Below are 17,598 nucleotides of genomic sequence, written 5' to 3' on the forward strand. Positions count from 1 at the left end.
AGATAATTTCTACGCAATGAGTTGACAATTATTCTTGAGAGCGATTAAGCCATACAATTCGATATTTCAACTTTAAACTACAAATTCAAGATGCAACAAACAGCTCTTCATTCAGCAATACATCAATTTCAACCAAACAGATCCAGCAAGCCTTAAGGAATTTTTGGCAGCAAACGAATCGATGGGAATAGACGAGTCATTCGCGCAAGGAGCTTTGAAACGCAGACTTGAAGACACGCAAAGAAAATGAATAGACAAACTCCATATCAGCCAAGAACAAAATGCTTAAGAAACATGACTGAATAACTAGCAGTAAGTGCTAAACAGATGGCAATAATCCACGACGCACAAGTGGTTTAAGGTCGGCGATCGTGAACGCCCCGTCCTCCGCAGCGACAACAGTCCCGCGAGTGCGCAACTTACTCAGAGTGCGAGACGCTGTCTCTCGAGCCAACCCGGCGAGCAAGGCAATTTCTCGTTGCGCTAAAACAGGAATCGGTGCCTGTGGATCATTGGCAGCTGAACTCTTACGAGCCAAATAGGCCAGGGCGTCCAAGAGACGCGTCGTTGCGTCAGCACTCTGCAATACAAAGCGTTGATTGAGATCCCTCAGTCTTGAGGCTTCAAGCCTTGCCAAAGCCAAGGCAAATCCTGGCTGACTCGTCAGAAGGGCACTAAACGGTGCAGCGCGAAGCTTGACCAATCGAAGCGGCGTGAGAGCAACCACATCAGCCGAACGAGCGGCGCGATCAAGGGCAGCCATCTCACCAAAAATGTCACCCGCCCCCAGCAGCGACATCACCACCTCGTCTCCATCGACAGAGTAGGTCCGCACTTTGGCCAATCCTGTCCGGATCAAAAACAAAGACTCCCCCCAGTCCTGTTCCATCACAATGACTTGATCAGGCTGATGGGAAGTCTCCCGGTGCCTATCGAGCAACTGTGATAGATGAATCTCTTCCAGGGAGTTAAACGTCGGCATTTCAGCCAATTCAGAGACAGAAAGTGGCAGCATCACAAACGCAAAGCAAAAGAGACAACGGCCGTTCAACCAATCAATGATGACTCAGCGAAGACTCCAGCCTGTCACGCGATAAGAAAGTATTTAGAAAACAACGACAGGACCATGGCTAAAAAGTCGAAACATCAAGCACCAAAAACATCAATGCGGGTGCTATGAGAAGCTGGAATTCGTTTACTTGCAGCGAACGGAGCGCAAAGATCAATGTCAGTTTTCAGAAGTATCTGGTAGAGAGTTTTTAAACCAACGCGCTTCCAAACCTTTGATAAAAACATAGACAGAAGGGACCACACCTAGAGAAAGAATGGTTCCCACGAGAAGGCCGCCGAACACAACCGTGCCAATCGACTGCTGAGCATTAGCTCCTGCATTCCTTGCAACCACGAGGGGCAAGAAACCTGCCAAAGAAGCAATGGATGTCATTAGAATCGGGCGTAATCTAGATTTTGCAGCTTCGAGAGCTGCTTGAGCCGCCTCCAAGCCATTAGCCATACCCTGATCAGCAAATTCAACAACAAGAATGGCATTCTTTGCAGCAAGGCCAATCAGCATGAGCAAGCCCACCTGAGAAAATATATTAATATCCATAGACCTCATTTTAACAAAAAGCAGACTTCCCAATATGGCAAGAGGAACGGTCAATAAAATCGTAGTAGACGTAATATAGCTTTCATACGTTGCAGACAAAATCAAAAACACTGCCAAACCAGCCAAGGCAAACAACATCAAAATCTGACCACCGGACTCAACCTGTGTTCGAGCTAGGCCATCAAATTCATAATCAAGATTCTTGAAATCACTTTCAGCAAAGATTTTCTCAAGGCGATTAATTACTTGGCCTTGCGAAAATCCAGCCTTAGGCTGAATCGAGAATCTAACTGAACGATTAAAACTGAAATGATCGATTGATGGAGGAGCGCTGATTAATTCAGCTTCCGCAAATTGTCTTATTTTAACCATCTCACCGGTCGTCTCTGACTTCACGGAATAATTCAAAAGATCATCAATTTCGCGCCTCCCTCGTGAATCACTAATGATTTGAACGTCTTTAACACCACCACTGATTGATGTTTGATTCACTCTAGAACCGCCTGCTAGTTCAAGCAAAACACTCATCGCTTTATCAAAATCAACCCCAAGGGAAGAAAGCTTGGAACGATTAATCGTCAACTCATAAGCAGGAGAGTCCGGAGCAAATGTCGTAATAATACTGGCAATCGAGGAATCTTTTTGAGCCGATTCTCGGAACCGTTGGGCAAACTCATTTAATTCTTCAAATGTGTAGGACCTATTACTTCTATCAACAAGCAACATATTAATCGAAGAATTTTGCGCAACATTAATCATGGGTGGCTGAAAAAGCTGTGGCGGGAAGGCAGTTGGCAAAGATGATAATTTTGCTCCAAGAGCTAGCTGCTGTGCATCTGCACCTTGCAATTTCAGAGGACGATCCTCAAGAGGTTTAAGAGAGGCAAAAACCGTAATACTTTCCGTGCTGCCTGAACCAGCTATGACAACTGCATTGTCGATAGCAGAGTCTTTCGATTGCTGATCTTTTTGCAAAATAGACGCGGCTTGCTCAGCAACCTTTGCAGTTGCGGGGAGAGATGAACCTGAAGTTAACTGCATTGAACCAACCAAGATATTCGTATCTTCTTGGGGGATCAAACCTGTTGGAGTTGAGTTGAACAAGAAGAACGTGATCATGAAAGCGGGAACCAAGCACGTAGAGACAACAACATAATTTTGAATCAAATACTTCAAAACCACTGCAAACCTATTTTCAAGAGCGCTATACAAAGATTCAAACGCCTGGAAAACCTTATTTAAATAGAAGCCAGCAACTCCAAAGAAAGCAATCGCTATTGGTACAATCAGATCTCCAAAGTTTGCACGAGTGAACATGCCAAATAGAGCACCTACTATTAATCCCCCTATTCCAGTCACCCATTTAGATGCAGTTTTTTGATCTCCAGGAAGCAGTATTAAACCCGCCATCATTGGCGAAAATGTTAAAGCATTAAATGTAGATATTGCAATCGCAAAAATAATCGTAACGGCAAACTGCTGATAAATCTTTCCAACAGATGAAGCAACCAAAGTCACTGGCAGAAACAAAGTGATCAAGACCAGAGATGTAGAAACCACAGCACCAGAAAGCTCATTCATGGTGGAGATTGCGGCTTGTTTTGGAGACATACCTGCCTCCATATTCTTGGCCACAGACTCAACCACCAAGATCGCATCATCCACCACCAAACCAGTGGCAAGAACAAGCCCCGTCAAGGTCAAAAAGTTCAAAGTAAAACCAAACAAACCTAAAAACAGAAAAGTGCCAACAATGGCCACTGGAATAGCCAAAGCAGGAATCAATACTGTTCGCCACTTTTTCAGAAACAATACAAGCGTTACCAAGACCAAAATGACGGCCAACCCAAGGGCATCAGTTACATTTTCAATGGAATCTAAGATGAAAGATTTTTGGTTCTGCATCTGCACAACCTCAATGCCTGGAGGGGCTATTTTTTTAAAATCATCAACAACCCTCTCTATACCTCTAGCAACCTGTACAGCATTACTGCCAGATTTCTGATTAATATTGATATAACTTGCAGGGTAACCATTTAAGGTCTTCAAGGAGAAAGTTGGGTCTGAAATGTATTCAACCTTACCGATGTCCTTCAAACGAATCAGTGCACCGGATGGAGATGTTCTCACCGCAAGATTTTCAAATTCCTCTACTGTCTGAATATATCCACCATCTTTCACTAGCACTGGATAAGAGTAGGAAGCATCATCACTCAAATAGGGTGCTCCGACACTACCGGCTGATGATGGGGAATTTTGTGATATTATTTTTTGCGAAACTTCTTTAGCTGTGAGATCATAGGATTTAAGCAAATCGGGGTCCAGAAACACCTGAAATCGAGAATCTGCTGGATAAATAGTGACCGTACCTACACCATTAATGAGTTGAATCTGCTTCTTCAAATTATCTTCGATCAAAGTCGCAAGATATGCTGAATCATATTGTCCTTGATCAGATGTAATCATATAACCGCTAAGGGTAGTGTCGGTAGATTGGCTAACACTCACACCTTGATCTTGCGTAACCTGTGGCAGGTTTTGCAACCCTTTTTGAATGCGATTTTGCGCATCCAACATGGCCGTATCCGCAGAGGTTTCCGGCGCCAAATACATCTGTATGGTACTGGAATTAGAAGTTGAACTAGAGATTAAGTAATCAACACCAGGAGTATCGGAGAGTAAATCCTCTAATTGATCAGTGACTGATTTCTCGACAATACTGGCATTTCCACCAGGATAATTAGCAGAAATTCGTATTTGAGATGGTGCAACATCTGGGACAAATTCAATTGGCAGCGTTTGAACAAAAACCAAGCCAGCAATAAAAATTGCGATGCTACAAACACTCGTAAGAACGGGTCTTTTTATAAAAGGATCAGCAAATGACATCGAATCACTTCCCTGGAAGATTTGGGAGAATTTTGACTGGCATTCCACTACTCAATATTTTGATCTGACTAGTTGCAACCTTGTCGCCAGCCACTAATCCCTTTAGCACAGGAAATTGGTTGTCCTGGAGCTCTCCTAAAGCAACAGGCGATTCAACAGCAATTAAAGAATTTGGAGGCAATGCCTTCAGCGGTTTACTTTGTTTTTCGTCAAGCTTATTCAAGCCAAGAAAAGTCTTAACAGGAATCAATTTAAACACAAAGGCTTGTTGTGCTTTCATTGAGATTGCCCCAGTAGGAATGGCAGGCAAGCTGCGTACTCCTGTTTGAATTTCTACTCGCGACAACTCACCAGGTTTAAGGCCAACCTGTACGTTTGAGAACGAAGCCTGAACTGTCAATGTATTCAATGGACTACCAGAATCACCTTCAATTTTATAATCTAAAAAAGGAGCAACATAATCAACTTGCCCCTCAGCAAGAGCCAAATCCGACCCCGCCGAATAGATACGCGTGGCTTGGCCCAATTGAATAGATTTTGCCTGACCTGACGGCACATTCATAGACACAAAAAGCTCATCATTATTAACAAGGCTCATAATCTGATCTCCTTGATTTACATAAGTGCCAACATTGACGATAAAGCCAGATCCAACAACACCATCAAAGGGTGCTTTGATATATCGGTAGCTCAATTGAACCTCCTTTTCAATGGCCGTATTAGCCGCAGCAATTGCGCCAACTTTTTTTTCTTCAGCATCTTCACGCGAAGCAGCACCTTGATCTGCCAACAATTTATATCGAGCAGATTCAATCTTTGCTTCCTGCGCTTTGGCCCTAGCAGTATCCAGAGCTGCAGCCTCTTTTTTATGATCTAAAACCAGCATAACCTGTCCCTTCTGGACCTTTTGTCCAGCCTTAATCAAGACTTGAGTAACGATTCCGCTTTCCGAGGGTTTGAATGGAACATAATTATTATCTCCTATAATTCCTTCAGCATTCACCACCTGTCTAAAGTTATTTTTCACAATCGTATCCGCATAAAGAGGCAGGGACTGAGGCGCTTTTGATTGAGCACCACAGCCAACGATTAAAAAACCAAATGAAAGACAAAGTAGGCGCAAAGGATATTGTTTGTTAGAAGCTTGTCTTGGCGATTGAAGCCGCAAAATCATCACATAGCAATTGATCGAAAAACTATAGGACTCTCACCTGAAAGTTGCATTAGTAATGACTGAGAAAGCAACCCCTGCAGAGTGCCTGAGGCTGTCAGGCGCTTTGCTGATCTGTCTTGTATGCAACAGGTAAATGTTTCCTTATTTTCAATCAAGCAACACCGGCTTCATCCCAAAGTCTTCTTCAATTCAGCACGCGCCGTATTGAGTGCGGCATCCAAAGCCGCCCCGTCACGACCTCCGGCCTGAGCCAGGTTCGGACGGCCACCTCCTCCTCCTCCGCAAAGCTTGGCGATCGCACCGATGAATTTGCCAGCTTGCTGGCCAGTAGCAATCACAGCCTTGCCGAACGCTGCCACCAAAATCACTTTCCCTTGATCGCTCGGATCAGGCAAACCTCCCAACACGACAGCAGTGGCATCACCCAACTGATCCAACAATCCCAAAGCGGCTCCCTGTAAGCCGTCACCATTCACACCATCAAGACGGGCCACCAACAACTGGTGCTTACCTACGGCTACGGCTTGGACTGCCAAGGCCGCTGACTTCGCAACAGCTAATTCAGACCGTGCTGCAGTCAACGCTTTTTGGCTGTTCTTCAGTTCCTCCTGCAACGCCACAACGCGCTCAACAATCTCGCCAGGCTGCGCTTTAAAGCGGTCACCAAGCTGCTTCACCACAACCTCACGCTCATTGAGATAAGCCAACACGGAAGCACCGGCCACCGCTTCAATCCTGCGGATCCCAGCAGCAACGCCGCTCTCGCTCACGATCTTGAACAGACCAATCTCGGCCGTATTGCCCACATGCGTGCCACCACATAGCTCCATCGACACACCGGGAACGTCAACCACGCGCACCACATCGGCATACTTCTCGCCAAACATCGCGACCGCACCAGCAGCCTTGGCTTGATCAATCGCCATCTCATTCACTTCAAGACTTTGCGCATCGCTGATCCAGCCATTGATCAAGGTTTCGATCTGCTCAAGCTCCTCAGGCTTCACCGCCCGAGGACAGTGAAAGTCGAAACGCAGCCTGTCGAAATTGACCAGGGAGCCTGCCTGCCCGATGCCTTCATCCACCACCTGTTTCAGTGCCGCTTGGAGCAAGTGGGTAGCCGTGTGATTCGCCTGAGCGCGACGGCGGCAGGCGCGATCGACTTGACCATGCACCACATCACCTACTCCAAGGCGCCCAGCCTGAACCCTGCCGCTATGGACGAACACCCCGCGGTTGCGGCTGACGTCCTCAATGACGACGATCAAACCATTTCCATCAGGGCCGTCTCCTACCAGAAGGCCGCGATCACCCACCTGACCACCGCCCTCGCCATAAAAAGGTGTGCTGTCGAGCACCACCTGAACCACATCGCCATCCGAAGCTGATGTAGCGGCTTCACCGTTAACCAATAAGGCCTGCACGGTGCTGCTGCTCTGCTTTAACAGGTCATATCCCTCAAACGCCGTGGCATTGAGATCAGCCGCCACTTGGTCGATTGCATCCTGCAGCGTGAGATCAATACTCACCGCCGCGGCCTTGGCCCGCTGACGCTGTTGCTCCATCGCCTGCTCGAATCCGGCCAGATCAACATCAAGACCCTGCTCTTCGGCAATTTCCTGGGTGAGCTCCAGGGGGAATCCATAGGTGTCATAGAGCTCAAATGCTTGGGCACCACTGATCTGCTTGGGCTTACTCTCCAACACCTCTGCCAGCAGCTTCTCCCCACGCTCCAAGGTTTCCAAAAAGCGCGACTCCTCCCTCTCAAGCTCGGCCAAGATCACCTCCTGTCGCTCAATCACCGACGGATGGGCGTCCTGTAGGAGTGCGATCGAAGCTTGTCCCATCGTGACAAGGAAAGGTTGATGAATGCCCAACAAACGGCCGTGACGCACCACCCGGCGTAAAAGACGGCGCAGGATGTACCCCCGCCCCAAGTTGCTGGCCGAAACGCCATCACAAATCAGTTGCGTCACAGCACGGCTGTGGTCACCAATCACCTTGAGAGACGTTTGTCCTGCATCGTCGAGCTGGTGGTAGTCGACCCCAGCAAGATCAGCGGCAGTTTGAATCAGCGGAAAGATCAGGTCTGTTTCATAGTTATTGGGAACCTTCTGCAGGATCTGAGCCATCCGCTCCAGTCCCAGGCCGGTATCGATGTTGCGGTTAGCAAGCGGCGTGAGGGTGCCCTCAGCGTCGCGGTTGTATTGCATAAACACCAAGTTGTAGAACTCGATGAAGCGCTCGTCGTCCTCAAGATCGATTCCTTCATCACCAAGTTCGGGCTTGAAGTCGTAGTAGATCTCCGAGCAGGGGCCACAGGGTCCGGTCGGACCAGACGCCCAAAAGTTGTCGGCTTCGTCCATGCGAATGATTCGCTTCGGGTTCACCCCCACCACATCACGCCAAATCTGTTCAGCCTCATCGTCTTCACGGAAGACACTCACCACCAGATGCTTGGGATCGATACCAAAGAGATCCGTACTCAGCTCCCAGGCCCACTCAATTGCCTGCTGCTTGAAGTAGTCGCCAAAGGAAAAGTTGCCAAGCATTTCAAAAAACGTGTGATGCCGCGCCGTACGGCCCACGTTCTCGATGTCGTTGGTGCGAATGCACTTTTGGCTACTGGTAGCCCGCGGCGCTGGCCGCTTCTGCTGCCCGAGGAAGACTGGCTTAAACGGCAACATTCCCGCAATGGTGAGCAAGACCGTGGGATCCTCAGGAATCAAGGAGGCGCTGGCCATCACCTTGTGGCCCCGCTCTTCGTAGAAGCTCAGAAATGCTGCCCGAATTTCAGCACCAGTGCGGGGGGTGGCAGCAGCGGATCGCGACGAACGTGCAACAGCCATGGCGAATTCCGCGTCAACAACAGATCGAAAGGCCATGATCGCCCCTGAGCCGCCGCGCACCGTCGTCGCACCGTCTCCTTCCACCGACAGCCGCCATCGACTGCGCTGGCTATCCATTGGCTGGGCCTGCCTTGCTGGACTGACAGCAGGCCTTTTCAGCCTTCCATTTGGACTCGAAATGGCGGTGCGATCCTGTGGCTGCGGATTGTTTTATGGCCTTCTGGCCTTCCACCTAGAGCGCGTTGACTCCAACGACTCCCACCTACGCGCTGGGCTCGTTGGAGCGGTCTGTGGGTTACGAAGCCTTGGGATGTCTTTACCTTCCCCCTTGGCAGGGGCCGATGCCCTGGCAATATTGGTGTTGGATCTCCTCATTGGGTGGCTGCCGTTGATCGGCAGTGCACTCGTGCTTTACGGAACCCAACGCATGTTTTCTGCGTCGCGGCCATGAGCCTGCTGCACGCCACCTGGCTTCCGGCCATTCGTACTCCTACCAGCTCTGGACGAGCTGCCCTTTTGGTGTGGGCTGACACCTGGCGCGTTGCCGAGCCTGCAGGCCCAAGTACAACCCCTGCGCTTCACCCCTTCACCCTTAGCCCAGACGATCTTCGGGCCTTGCTCACGGAACGGGATCTTTTACCCGACGGCATCATTGATGCCACAGCATGCCTCACCCTGCCGAGCCGCAGCGTGAAGCCCCGAAAAAAACGCGGAGCAGAGGCCAGCAGCACTGAAGAGCCCGTTTGGACAGGCCTTCCCTTACAAGCTGGAGAACCGATCCCCAAGCAAACAGAGTGGTGGCCTTGGCAGGTTCAGGGGCTCGCGATTGACCCCATGGCGGCCACCGCCTGGCTCTCCAAACTTCCTCTGTCAGGACGACATCCTGATTTGGCTGATGAGTTGCGCTGGTGGAGTCACATGCAGCGTTGGTCCCTCAGCCTCGTAGCCCGAAGTCGCTGGCTCCCCCAAGTGGAGCTGAGCAAGGGCGAGGGCTATCCCCATCGCGCCCGCTGGGTACCGCTTCTCAATCGGGAAGAAGACCGGCGCCGCCTTGAAGACTTGGCCTCAGGCCTTCCTCTCGTTGCCACCTGTGCCCTGCCTTGGCGAGAACCAACGGGCAAACGCAGCAACCGAATCACCAGGCTCAGACCAGAAGCCATGCGCGCCGCGAATCCGGTGGCTTGCTGCAGGCCTCGCAGCGGACGACTACGGGTTGCCACGCTGTTGGCCGACCTGATGGACGCGCAGCTGCGCAAGGGCTTTACCCCTGACCCTGACGGCTTGGACCCCCTGCTACGAGCCTGGGAGGAAGCCTTGAGCTCGGATACAGGTGAGCTCCAACTCAGTGATGAAGAAACCGAACGCCTAGCCACCGCCAGTAGTCATTGGCGTGAAGGGGTCGCTGGCAATGTGGCAGCGGCCCGCGCCTGCCTGGAGCTGGCAACACCAGCGGACGATGAAGACCTTTGGCCACTGCGCTTCTTTCTGCAGGCGGAAGCAGATCCCACCCTCAAGCTGCCCGCGGGAGCGGCCTGGGCTGCAGGCCCCAGCGGCCTCCAACTTGGGGAAATCAAAGTGGATCACCCCAGCGAGGTCTTGCTCGAGGGCATGGGGCGAGCCCTGACCGTATTCCAGCCGATCGAGCGCGGACTGGACAGCGCCACGCCAGAGAGCATGCAGCTCACGCCAGCTGAAGCGTTTGTTTTGGTGCGCACAGCAGCCCGACAACTGCGAGATGTGGGCGTTGGCGTTGACCTGCCACCAAGCCTTTCTGGAGGGCTGGCTAGCCGGCTTGGCCTCGCTATCAAGGCAGAGCTCACCGAGCGTTCGCGAGGCTTCACGCTTGGTGAAAACCTTGACTGGAGCTGGGAGCTGATGATCGGCGGGGTGACGCTGACCTTGCGAGAGCTTGAGCGCTTGGCTGGAAAGCGCAGCCCTCTGGTCCGTCACAAAGGGGCTTGGATCGAACTACGCCCCAATGACCTCAAAAATGCCGAGCGCTTTTGCGCCGCCAATCCAGACCTGAGCCTCGATGACGCGCTTCGGCTCACCGCCACCGAAGGCGACACGATGATGCGCCTGCCCGTGCATCAATTTGATGCCGGTCCGCGACTGCAAGCCGTGCTGGAGCAGTACCACCAGCAGAAAGCGCCAGACCCACTCCCCGCTCCCGAGGGCTTTTCAGGTCAACTCAGGCCCTATCAAGAGCGAGGTCTCGGCTGGCTTGCCTTCCTGCATCGCTTCGACCAAGGCGCCTGCTTGGCCGATGACATGGGCCTTGGCAAAACCATCCAGCTGCTGGCTTTTCTGCAACACCTCAAAGCAGAAAACGAGCTCAAGCGATCGGTCCTTTTAATTGCACCCACATCCGTACTCACGAACTGGAAACGAGAGGCAACGGCGTTCACACCCGAGCTCAAGGTGCATGAGCACTACGGTCCAAAACGCCCCAGCACCCCAGCAGCACTGAAAAAGGCGCTGAAGGACGTTGATCTAGTGCTTACCAGCTATGGCCTGTTGCAACGCGACAGTGAACTCCTCGAAAGTCACGATTGGCAAGGTCTCGTGATCGATGAAGCGCAGGCGATCAAGAACCCCTCCGCGAAGCAAAGCCAAGCCGCCCGTGACCTGGCACGCCCAAAAAAGAACAGCCGTTTTCGGATCGCACTCACCGGCACACCCGTCGAAAACCGCGTCAGCGAGCTCTGGGCCTTGATGGACTTCCTCAACCCAAGGGTGCTTGGAGAGGAGGAATTTTTCCGGCATCGCTACCGAATGCCGATTGAGCGTTACGGAGACCTCTCCTCCCTTCGCGACCTTAAAGCCCGAGTGGGACCGTTCATCCTCAGACGACTGAAAACCGACAAAGCGATCATCTCGGATCTCCCCGAGAAGGTGGAATTGAGCGAGTGGGTTGGGCTGAGCAAAGAGCAGAAGTCGCTTTATGCCAAAACCGTTGAAGACACCTTGGATGCCATTGCCCGCGCGCCACGTGGCAAACGTCATGGTCAGGTGTTGGGGCTGCTCACCAAGCTCAAGCAGATCTGTAACCACCCTGCGCTTGCCCTCAAGGAGGAGGGCGCCAGCGAAGATTTCCTCAAACGGTCCGTGAAGCTGCAACGTCTCGAAGAAATTTTGGACGAGGTCGTAGAAGCGGGGGATCGAGCCTTGCTGTTTACCCAGTTCGCGGAATGGGGCAAGTTGCTCCAGGATTATTTGCAACGACGCTGGCGCAGCGAAGTTCCCTTCCTCAGCGGCAGCACAAGCAAAAGTGAACGGCAAGCCATGGTCGATCGCTTTCAGGAGGACCCGCGCGGGCCCCAGCTTTTCCTGTTATCACTCAAGGCTGGCGGAGTCGGCCTCAACCTCACGCGCGCCAGTCATGTCTTTCACATCGACCGTTGGTGGAACCCCGCCGTTGAAAATCAAGCCACGGACCGTGCCTATCGCATCGGCCAAACGAACCGGGTCATGGTGCATAAGTTCATCACCAGCGGCTCGGTCGAGGAGAAAATTGACCGCATGATCCGCGAGAAGTCCAGACTGGCGGAAGACATCATTGGCTCCGGCGAAGACTGGCTTGGAGGCCTTGAAATGGGACAACTCAAAGAGCTAGTGAGCCTGGAGGACAACCAAGCATGAGCATCACCCCACCAGGTGGAATCAACACCTCGATCAGTGACGACGGTCTGTCTCAACAACCCTGGTGGGTTGAGCAATGGATGGAGCTCATCAATTCTTACCGCTTCAAAAAGCGCTTGGAACGGGCTTGGGCCTACGCGCGAGAAGGTCACGTGACCTCCATTCGCTTCGAAGGACGACGGGTGCATGCCCGTGTGCAAGGCACAGACAAAGACCCCTACAAAGTGAAGCTCTGGCTCGATGTTCTGAAAGATGAGGACTGGCGCTACGTGCTGGAGGCGCTCACCATGAAGGCACGCTGGTCCGCTCAACTCTTGGCAGGGATCATGCCAGCCGACATCGAACGGGCCTTCGCGGCCAGTGGTCGCCGCCTGTTTCCCTTCAAGCTTCAAGAGGTGAGGAGCGAATGCAGCTGTCCAGACAAAGCCAACCCTTGTAAACACATCAGCGCTGTTTATTTCTTGATGGGAGAACGGTTCAGCGAAGATCCGTTTGTGCTGTTTCAGCTGCGTGGTCGCACGCGAGCCAAATTGCTGGAAGACCTGGCGGCGCATCGTCAACAGGCATTACAGGCCATCGCTGAGAGCGCAAACCAAAGCGACAACGCAGAAGCGCTTGCAATCGAAGTCAGCAGCAGCGAACTCAATCCTCCCCATCCCGCGGTTCTCGATCCAACGCTCTGGTGGCGCTATGACGCGGGCCTTGATGGAGACCTGGTGGTGATCACCCCAGCGATGGAAGGAGACACCGGACTGGACGCAGCAGGTGAATTACCACTAGCCGAAGAGCCCCGCTTCCCAGAGGCAAAGCCCCGTTTCTTGCAGCACCTGCGCGAACAGGGACAAGCCTTAGCGCAACAAGCCATGTTGGAGGCGATGGCAGCGGGGCAGTAAGCCATGACGGACATGATTTCAAGGACCTCCGCTCCCTGGTTGAGAGCTGATACCCAGGCGTTAATCAACGGCTTGCTGATCTCCTATCAACGGGCCTTTGCTCAACCCCTACTGGTGTGTAATCAAAGCGGCCCGTTCCATCGCACAGCAGCGCAAGAACTTTTCGCGAGCCCAATTGCCGTGTTGGCTCATGATCACCGTGCTGATCCATTGCTGACCTATGTCAACAGCACTGCCCTACGGATCTGGGGGCACAGTTGGCACACCATGGTGGGCATGCCCTCCAGGCTGACTGCTGAGGAGAGTGAACAACGCGAACGGGCCAACGCTCTTCAGCAAGCCCATCAAAGTGCCGGCTTCCGAGGCTATAGCGGGATTCGCATTAATCAAGAAGGTCGGCGTTTCATGATTCACAACGCTCGAATCTGGCCCCTGTGGGATGACAACAATGAGGCCTGCGGACAGGCCGCTGCTTTCTCCAACTGGTGGTGGATTTAACCATTGAATCGAACAGGATCATTGCTTGTTCACGCACCCCAGCCGAAAGCCCACCAACCGAGAAACAGCAAGCTGAAGCCTGTCAAAAAGGCCAGGCCAAACCAGGTGAGCACTCGCATCGCTGGACCATCGCGATGCTCCACAGCCACTAGGTCACTGTTCATCGTGTCCATTGCCATCCAGGCAAATAACGGAGCTGTCAGAAAGCTTCCTGTCATCGCACCGAAGACAAAATCTTTCACTCCAATCCCCCCACTGAACGCAAACAGCAAGGCCACCAAGGCAGCCAATAAATGCAGCACTAACCACACGGTCAAACGACGCTGCTGAGGAGCCGAAGCCAAATCCCCTCGATCAGACCCCTGCAATAAACCTTGGATCGCAGAAATACTGCGTGGATAGGCATCTAAACAGGTGAGCGTTGTACTAAACATCGCCGCAAAGGCCGCCGGCACAATCACCCAAGCAGCCCAGCCACCCATGGCTTCGGTGTACAGGCGAATGAGATTCTGAGCAAAAGACACCCCACTGCCGGCAAACATTCCCTCGCCGGTGCCATACATCGTATAAGCACCCAAAATCACAAAGAAGACAGCCGTCACAACAGTGACCGCATAGCCCAGGTTGAAATCAAATTCGGCCTCCTTCAAAGACGCCGAATGCTTGCTGTCTTGTGCACGGGAGAACATCCACAACGACGGCCATACGCACATCTCCACCGGACCGGGCATCCAGCCCATCAAGGGGATGAGGAATGCCAAGTTTGCCGCTGTCCAGGGAGAAGGAGTTGTGCCCACCCAGGTGGCTGCTACATCCCCAACAGAACCGCGCAGCAGCAGTGTCAACGCTGCAACTCCGGAAAGAAGGGTCAACAGAACAACCAGCAGTTTCGAAAGACGATCCAGCGCCCGGTAGTGCCCCAGCAGAAGGATCAAGCCACTCACAGCCAGCACGGCGATGGCCAAGCCGAACGTATTGAAATTCGCCAACAGCGGCACGTTGGTCAGCAAGAGCCCAGCCACAAAGCTGACCGCCGCAATCGTGAGCGTTCCGGTGACCAGACTGACCAACAGGTAAAGGGGGAGGTAGAAGCGATTACGGCGCTGAAACCCCTCCAACAACGTCAATCCAGTGACCGCCGTAAAACGTGTGCCCACCCGCAGAAATGGATACTTGACCAAATTGGTGAGCAGGATTAAGCCCAACAACGCAAAGCCAAACCTTGCCCCAGCCGTTGTGGAGGACATCAAGTGAGACCCGCCAATACAGGCCCCAGCCATCAAAATCCCCGGACCTAGGCTCCGCCTGAGACCCGCTGCCGAACGTGAGGCGGAGGTTGTCATAGAGAGACGAATGGTTGGCAGCCATCCTCCTGCCAAGCCTCACGCAATGGACCATCCGTTCATCGGTCGAGATCAAGATGCCGCACGGCTTGAACGCGACTCCACAGCGATCGAACACGAATGAAAACGGAAAGCCAAGCTTGACTGATGAACAAGGGCTCAATCTTCTTCCTGTTCGATGAGAGTCAATGAGTTGGCAAGCGCGAGCCTTCTTTCTTCGGCGAGAGGTGGCTTGGCCTAGATCTATCACCGTTCGGCCCTCACGACTTCTCAGTAGCAGCAACCGAACCTGGTGGTCTAGACCGTACCAAAATGGGCGGTTCTTACACTCCCAGTTGAGATCAATTCAGCGCAGATTGGCGTTGCGGGAAACACAAACTTCCTGAATTTCACAGCCAATTTGAGATTTACCCATGATCACCCTTCGTACATCACCCTTCGATTTATTGGATCGCCTTGAGCAGCAAGTTTCACAAGCTGAACGGGTTCCCGCTGCTGAAGTGATCGAAACCGAAGCCAGCTACACCGTGCGCCTGGAGCTACCAGGCGTCGACCGTGACTCCATCGATGTCAAAGCCACGGATCGCTCGCTTGTGATTAGCGCTGAACGGCAACCCACCATCCCCGTGGAAGAGACCACACCCCCAGCCGAAGCAGGCGCAGACTCAAACGCAAACGCTCAGCAGCTGCTCAGCGAGTTCCGGACGGGAACATGGAGTCGCAGTTTTCGGTTCGCCAAGCCGCTCGATCGCGACCAATTGGAAGCCTCCTATCGCGACGGCATTCTTGAGATCAAGGCTGCAAAAAGCGACAACCGTACCAGCGTTTCGGTGAAGGTGGAAAGCTGAAACACACTGGTGAACTCCAGTTCAAGACCACAAGTGCAACGGGAAAGAGGTAATCGGCTCCTCGCCATGGCGGGGAGCCTTTTTATGGATCTGTAAGAGCTGATCGATAAAATTCATGGGCGATCCGTCGATTGATCGACGGCCCTCCGGAGGACGCCAGCCATGCAACGACGGCAGCTGCTTCGCAGCGGTGGTCAAGCGGCAGCGGCAGCGGCGGGCGCCGCAGCTTTGAGTGCCTGCACGATCCGCCGAGCGGAAGAGACGCGCGCCAGCGGGCTACCTCAAGTGCGCTGGCGCATGGCTACGAGTTGGCCGATCTCCCTCGACACCATTTATGGGGGTGCCGTCACCATTTGCCAACGCGTTGAGGAGATGAGTGGTGGAGCCTTCCAGATTGAGCCTTTTGCAGCGGGCGAAATCGTTCCCGGCCTGGAGGTGCTGGATGCCGTTCAAGCGCGTTCCGTTGAATGCGGCCACACCGCCAGCTATTACTACATCGGCAAAAACCCTGCCTTTGCCTTTGGAACGGCGGTGCCGTTTGGCTTGTCTGCCCAACAGCAAAACACCTGGCTGTATTACGGCGGCGGCAACGAGGACATGAATGCCCTGTTTGCCGATTTCGGAGCAATCAGTTTCCCAGCCGGAAACACAGGCGGACAACTGGGCGGTTGGTTTAAAAAACCGATCCAAAGCCTTGCATCCCTTCAGGGCTTGAAGATGCGCATCCCCGGGCTAGGGGGCAAGGTCATGGCCAAGCTGGGCGTGAATGTTCAGGTTCTTCCTGGTGGAGAGATTTACCTGGCTTTAGAGCGGGGCACGATCGATGCCGCCGAATTCACCGGCCCCTACGACGATGAAAAGCTTGGGTTAGCCAAAGCTGCAAAGCACTATTACTACCCCGGTTGGTGGGAGCCAGGTCCAACGCTGATGGCGCTGGTCAACCGCAAAGCCTGGTCCGAACTGCCGAAGGAGTATCAAGCCATGTTCAGCACGGCCTGCTACGAAGCCAACCTGGGAATGTTGAGTCATTACGAATGGCGGAATAGCGAGGCCTTGCAACGCATCACCCGCCAAGGCATCCAGCTCGAGCGCTATAGCGATGACATCCTCAAAGCTGCTCGTAGCGCTAGTGCGGAGATTTTTCAGGAGCTCGCGGATGCCGACGCAGGATTTAAAGCTCTGCTCGAGCGCTGGCGCTTGTTCCGCCGAGACACCAGAAGGTGGAACAACATCAATGAATTACCGCTCGCTGAATTTGATGACAGCAGCGAAGGAGATCAACCAGGAGACCAGCGATGAACGATCGCTTCGCAGGTCTCGTGCGCCTGATCGACGGAATCAATGCCGCTGCAGCGTGGCTAGCGCGTTGGTCGGTGTTGTTGATGCTGGCGATTGGCTTCTGGAATGTGGTGGGCCGGTATCTGGGATCAGCGATCGGGATCAACCTCAGCAGCAATGGTCTGATCGAAGCCCAGTGGTATTTATTTGCGCTGATTTTTCTGTTCGGACTGGGCTGGACGCTGCAAAAGGACGGCCACGTTCGCGTTGATGTCCTGCAAAGTCGCTGGAGCACCCGCCGCCAGGAGCGACAAGAACTCTGTTCTTTGCTCTTGTTATTGCTGCCATTTGCCTTTGGCGTCATGGCCCTATCGGTTGCACCGGCGCTGCGCTCTTGGAGCATTGGAGAGATGTCTCCCGATCCAGGTGGATTACCTCGTACCTGGCTGAAATCCCTAATCCCCATCGGCTTTCTCTTGCTGGGACTCCAGGGAGTTGCTGAATCCTTGCGGCTGCGCTGGAAGCTCATGCATGGGGATAAGCGGCAACCACCTCAGGGAGGAACAGGCCTGTGA

The 17,598-nt window shown here is 53.0% G+C and carries 12 protein-coding genes; 7 read left to right on the plus strand and 5 right to left on the minus strand.

Going from position 1 to position 17,598, the window contains the following annotated elements:
• Nucleotides 1-319: 319 nt before the first annotated feature.
• From SIC18_RS02100 to alaS, 4 genes are all read right to left on the minus strand, one after another.
• Complete coding sequence (locus SIC18_RS02100; protein WP_413430048.1) at nt 320-1,015, minus strand: Crp/Fnr family transcriptional regulator; 696 nt, start codon at nt 1,013-1,015, stop codon at nt 320-322.
• Nucleotides 1,016-1,228: 213 nt separating this feature from the next.
• Nucleotides 1,229-4,498: an efflux RND transporter permease subunit gene (locus tag SIC18_RS02105; RefSeq protein WP_413430049.1), complete on the minus strand. Its 3,270-nt coding sequence runs from the start codon at nt 4,496-4,498 to the stop codon at nt 1,229-1,231.
• Nucleotides 4,499-4,502: 4 nt separating this feature from the next.
• Complete coding sequence (locus SIC18_RS02110; RefSeq protein ID WP_413430050.1) at nt 4,503-5,672, minus strand: efflux RND transporter periplasmic adaptor subunit; 1,170 nt, start codon at nt 5,670-5,672, stop codon at nt 4,503-4,505.
• A gap of 167 nt (nt 5,673-5,839) precedes the next feature.
• Entirely contained in the window at nt 5,840-8,521 is a 2,682-nt protein-coding gene (gene alaS / locus SIC18_RS02115; RefSeq protein WP_048348373.1) for an alanine--tRNA ligase, read from the minus strand.
• A 34-nt stretch (nt 8,522-8,555) separates the two neighbouring features.
• Here alaS and SIC18_RS02120 point away from each other — a divergent pair, with 34 nt between their 5' ends.
• The 4 genes from SIC18_RS02120 to SIC18_RS02135 are packed head-to-tail and all read left to right on the plus strand — an operon-like array spanning nt 8,556 to nt 13,554.
• The gene (locus SIC18_RS02120; protein WP_048347468.1) at nt 8,556-8,972 is read left to right on the plus strand and encodes a hypothetical protein; all 417 of its coding nucleotides are present in this window, start codon (nt 8,556-8,558) and stop codon (nt 8,970-8,972) included.
• Nucleotides 8,969-12,163 carry a DEAD/DEAH box helicase gene (locus SIC18_RS02125; RefSeq protein ID WP_413430051.1) on the plus strand — a complete coding sequence of 1,065 codons (3,195 nt, stop codon included), beginning with the start codon at nt 8,969-8,971 and terminating at the stop codon, nt 12,161-12,163. The genes SIC18_RS02120 and SIC18_RS02125 overlap by 4 nt, the downstream gene beginning before the upstream one ends.
• Complete coding sequence (locus SIC18_RS02130) at nt 12,160-13,056, plus strand: SWIM zinc finger family protein (RefSeq protein WP_048347470.1); 897 nt, start codon at nt 12,160-12,162, stop codon at nt 13,054-13,056. The genes SIC18_RS02125 and SIC18_RS02130 overlap by 4 nt, the downstream gene beginning before the upstream one ends.
• 3 nt (nt 13,057-13,059) lie before the next feature.
• Nucleotides 13,060-13,554, plus strand: a complete 495-nt coding sequence (locus SIC18_RS02135; protein WP_413430052.1) for an MEKHLA domain-containing protein — start codon at nt 13,060-13,062, stop codon at nt 13,552-13,554.
• Nucleotides 13,555-13,583: 29 nt separating this feature from the next.
• Here SIC18_RS02135 and SIC18_RS02140 read toward each other — a convergent pair whose 3' ends face one another.
• Entirely contained in the window at nt 13,584-14,897 is a 1,314-nt protein-coding gene (locus tag SIC18_RS02140; protein WP_048347472.1) for an NRAMP family divalent metal transporter, read from the minus strand.
• Between the two features lie 413 nt (nt 14,898-15,310).
• On the opposite strand from SIC18_RS02140, the gene SIC18_RS02145 reads away from it, so the two are divergent.
• From SIC18_RS02145 to SIC18_RS02155, 3 genes are all read left to right on the plus strand, one after another.
• A complete protein-coding gene (locus SIC18_RS02145) occupies nt 15,311-15,745 on the plus strand; it encodes an Hsp20/alpha crystallin family protein (protein WP_413430053.1) in 435 nt (144 codons plus the stop codon).
• Between the two features lie 162 nt (nt 15,746-15,907).
• Nucleotides 15,908-17,044: a TRAP transporter substrate-binding protein gene (locus SIC18_RS02150; RefSeq protein WP_048347474.1), complete on the plus strand. Its 1,137-nt coding sequence runs from the start codon at nt 15,908-15,910 to the stop codon at nt 17,042-17,044.
• Entirely contained in the window at nt 17,041-17,598 is a 558-nt protein-coding gene (locus tag SIC18_RS02155) for a TRAP transporter small permease subunit (RefSeq protein ID WP_413430054.1), read from the plus strand. The genes SIC18_RS02150 and SIC18_RS02155 overlap by 4 nt, the downstream gene beginning before the upstream one ends.

It is taken from the genome of Synechococcus sp. Cu2B8-bc1011 (assembly GCF_047302735.1).
Taxonomy (GTDB): Bacteria; Cyanobacteriota; Cyanobacteriia; order PCC-6307; family Cyanobiaceae; genus Synechococcus_C.

Excerpts from the sequence above, each read along its gene's own strand:
- SIC18_RS02100 (WP_413430048.1), bottom strand. The coding sequence starts at position 1,015 with ATGCTGCCACTTTCTGTCTCTGAATTGGCTGAAATGCCGACGTTTAAC.
- SIC18_RS02105 (WP_413430049.1), bottom strand. The coding sequence starts at position 4,498 with ATGTCATTTGCTGATCCTTTTATAAAAAGACCCGTTCTTACGAGTGTT.
- SIC18_RS02110 (WP_413430050.1), bottom strand. The coding sequence starts at position 5,672 with ATGATTTTGCGGCTTCAATCGCCAAGACAAGCTTCTAACAAACAATAT.
- alaS (WP_048348373.1), bottom strand. The coding sequence starts at position 8,521 with ATGGCTGTTGCACGTTCGTCGCGATCCGCTGCTGCCACCCCCCGCACT.
- SIC18_RS02120 (WP_048347468.1), top strand. The coding sequence starts at position 8,556 with ATGATCGCCCCTGAGCCGCCGCGCACCGTCGTCGCACCGTCTCCTTCC.
- SIC18_RS02125 (WP_413430051.1), top strand. The coding sequence starts at position 8,969 with ATGAGCCTGCTGCACGCCACCTGGCTTCCGGCCATTCGTACTCCTACC.
- SIC18_RS02130 (WP_048347470.1), top strand. The coding sequence starts at position 12,160 with ATGAGCATCACCCCACCAGGTGGAATCAACACCTCGATCAGTGACGAC.
- SIC18_RS02135 (WP_413430052.1), top strand. The coding sequence starts at position 13,060 with ATGACGGACATGATTTCAAGGACCTCCGCTCCCTGGTTGAGAGCTGAT.
- SIC18_RS02140 (WP_048347472.1), bottom strand. The coding sequence starts at position 14,897 with ATGACAACCTCCGCCTCACGTTCGGCAGCGGGTCTCAGGCGGAGCCTA.
- SIC18_RS02145 (WP_413430053.1), top strand. The coding sequence starts at position 15,311 with ATGATCACCCTTCGTACATCACCCTTCGATTTATTGGATCGCCTTGAG.
- SIC18_RS02150 (WP_048347474.1), top strand. The coding sequence starts at position 15,908 with ATGCAACGACGGCAGCTGCTTCGCAGCGGTGGTCAAGCGGCAGCGGCA.
- SIC18_RS02155 (WP_413430054.1), top strand. The coding sequence starts at position 17,041 with ATGAACGATCGCTTCGCAGGTCTCGTGCGCCTGATCGACGGAATCAAT.